Source organism: Streptomyces flavofungini, from assembly GCF_041028215.1.
GTDB classification, from domain to species: Bacteria; Actinomycetota; Actinomycetes; order Streptomycetales; family Streptomycetaceae; genus Streptomyces; species Streptomyces flavofungini_B.
This window is the reverse complement of sequence record NZ_JASKYR010000963.1, coordinates 1-2,361: the sequence shown is the minus strand read 5'-3', so window position 1 is coordinate 2,361 and position 2,361 is coordinate 1. Positions and strand designations below refer to the sequence as shown.

At 73.1% G+C, this 2,361-nt stretch carries 2 protein-coding genes and 1 pseudogene; 1 reads left to right on the top strand and 2 read right to left on the bottom strand.

Annotated features, from left to right (window positions below; genetic code table 11):
- Both AB8Z36_RS37150 and AB8Z36_RS37145 read right to left on the bottom strand, forming a co-directional pair.
- Positions 1-355: pseudogene (locus tag AB8Z36_RS37150) on the bottom strand (SUKH-4 family immunity protein); the annotation flags it as partial.
- Between the two features lie 7 nt (positions 356-362).
- Positions 363-1,349, bottom strand: coding sequence for an SMI1/KNR4 family protein (locus tag AB8Z36_RS37145; protein ID WP_369217794.1), 987 nt, complete (start codon positions 1,347-1,349; stop codon positions 363-365).
- Positions 1,350-1,679: 330 nt separating this feature from the next.
- Between AB8Z36_RS37145 and AB8Z36_RS37140 the strand changes: the two genes are divergently transcribed.
- The gene (locus tag AB8Z36_RS37140) at positions 1,680-2,318 is read left to right on the top strand and encodes a YwqJ-related putative deaminase (protein ID WP_369217793.1); all 639 of its coding nucleotides are present in this window, start codon (positions 1,680-1,682) and stop codon (positions 2,316-2,318) included.
- Positions 2,319-2,361 lie beyond the last annotated feature (43 nt).

Sequence of the window (2,361 nt, the reverse complement as noted above, 5' to 3'; positions counted from 1 at the left end):
CCTGGAGCCACTCCGGCGGGCTCAGCAGGAACGACGTCTGATTGAGGTCGACCCGCTCCGGCGGCGGCGGAGTCGCGTCCTGCGGCACCTCGTCCGGCAGGCCGTACTCCTCCTCGTACCGGCGGATCACCTCGCCCACCGGGAGCCCCGGCCACAGCGTGGCCTCGCCGCTGTCCCTGGCGATGACGAGCCGCTGGTCGCCGCCGTCGGAGACGGGACCGTTCTCCCGGTCCTCGGCCCAGACGACGAACCCCAGGTCGAACTCCCTGACCCGCACCTCGCGGTGCTGATACCCCGGCACGTCGCCGTTGATCCACTCGTCGGCGCGCTCCTGCGCCTGTGCGAACGTCACCATGCTTACGTCACTCCCCAGCCGAGGACACGGGGACGGCACGCGCGAAGCCGCCGTCCACCATCAGGTTCGCCACCGTCTCCAGCTCCGGCGGATTGCCCGCGAGCCGCGACAGGAACGCGTCGAAGTCGTCGCCGCACGGCAGCAGCAGCCGCCGCACCCGCTCGGCGGGCGGCCACGCGTCCTGGTCGCGCACGTCGTCGTACGCGCAGAACCACACCGAGCCGACCCGGTCGCCCTTGACCTTCACGGCGAGCAGGCCGCCCTGCACGAAACCGACTCCCAGGTAGTCCTTGGTGAGATGGTCCCGCAGACACTTGTTGACGTACACCAGGTCGTTGACCGCCGCCTGGTCCCGCACCGTGAAGAACGGCTGGTCGACCAGGAGGCCGAGCTCGGCGTCGAGCGCCGCGCCGACCGGCGCGCACCCGCCCGCCGCCTTCAGGAAGGAGCGGTAGGCGCCCGGCAGCCGGTAGCCGAGGTCCTCCTCGACGCCCTGCACCTGCTGCTCGCTCACCGCGAGCGCGGCCTTCGGCAGCCCGAAGTGCGCGGGCCGCGTCTCCTGCAACGGCCGCGTCCCCCGCTTCTCGTGGTCCACGGCCGTCGTCGCGATACCGCCGTGGTGCCGCAGCAGCGCCTTCACCTCGACCGGTACGAGTTCCAGGCGCCGGCCGCCCGGCACGTGGTGCCACGTCCAGCCGTGCGGCGTCGCGACCGCGGGAATCGTGTCCCACAGCTCGTGGCCGTCCGCCGCGAGCGCCGCGTTGGCCGACACGTAGTCCGTCAGGCGCAGCTCGTCGACGCCGAAACCCTCCGGGGGCTCGGCGATCTCGGCCGCGGCACGCGCGTAGGCGGAGAAGTCCGGGTAGCCGTGCTCGTCGACCCGCACCCCTCTGGGGTGGCGGGCGGCGCGGACCGGGTCCGGGAAGTGCACGACCTGCCCGGCGTACGCCGCGTTCGGCGGCGCGGACTGCTGCCCCAGCCGACCTGTCGTCATGGCGATTGCCCCCTGCGGCGCTGTGGAAGGTTCCGGTTCTGCTGCGTCGATCCGCACGTTCCGGACCGCGGATGTTCTCTTTCCACGGGTTCCGGTACTGCGGATGTCGACACAGCCTATGCGTTGGGACGGCACCGGTCACCGGGCCTCCGGTTCCATGACCAGCAGCCACCGGACGGTCACCGTGCGACGAAACCCGGCGGAAAGCCAGGCGTGTCGCAGAGCCCCAGCTTCCGCACCACCCGCCCCATTTGGCAGGCTGTCCCACGCGACGCGGGGGCGTGGCATACGCGGTGACGGCCGCGGAGCAGGGGGAGGGGATCAAGGACGATGCAGACGGCAGCAGGCGGCACGACCGCCCACACGACGCACACGGCGGCGCCCACCACGGCGTCCGCGGCAGCGCCCGGCACGGGCCCGACGGCAGGACTCACCGTGGCCACCACAGCCGGTACCACCACAACGGGCGACGCCGCGTCCGCCGGACTCCTCGGCGACCCGCGCGTCGGCTGGAGCAGCACCGCCGCCCACGCGCCGGTTCTGCGTCAACGCCGTGACGGCATCCTGCCCACCGTCGCCGCGGCCCTCTCCGTACGCGGCCAGACCACCCTCACCTGCACCCCCGGACGCGGCGAGGAGCCCCCCGCGCTGCACCCGCTCGTCCAGGAGTTCCTCGACGCCCTGACCAGCGGTCAGCGCGAACGCTTCACCGGCCGCTGCGCCGAGGCGATCCTCGTCTCCCGGCACGTCGCCGCCGCCGACGCGAGCCGCTCCAAGCGCGCCGCGCGCAAGCCCATGACCAACGGCGAGGCCCGCAAGGCACTCAAACACGCCAAACTGACCACCCGTCGCATCCGCGAGGACGGCGACCCCCTGCACGGCTCCTTCGCCCCGCCGTGCCGCTCCTGCACCGCCCTCACGGCGCACTTCGGCGTACGCGTCGTCGACCCGACGTCCACGGAAGCCTGACCGCCGCCCGCCAGACCGCCTGACCGCCTGACCGCCTGACCGC

Coding starts and splice junctions, on each gene's coding strand:
- AB8Z36_RS37140 (WP_369217793.1), top strand. CDS start 1,680: ATGCAGACGGCAGCAGGCGGCACGACCGCCCACACGACGCACACGGCG.
- AB8Z36_RS37145 (WP_369217794.1), bottom strand. CDS start 1,349: ATGACGACAGGTCGGCTGGGGCAGCAGTCCGCGCCGCCGAACGCGGCG.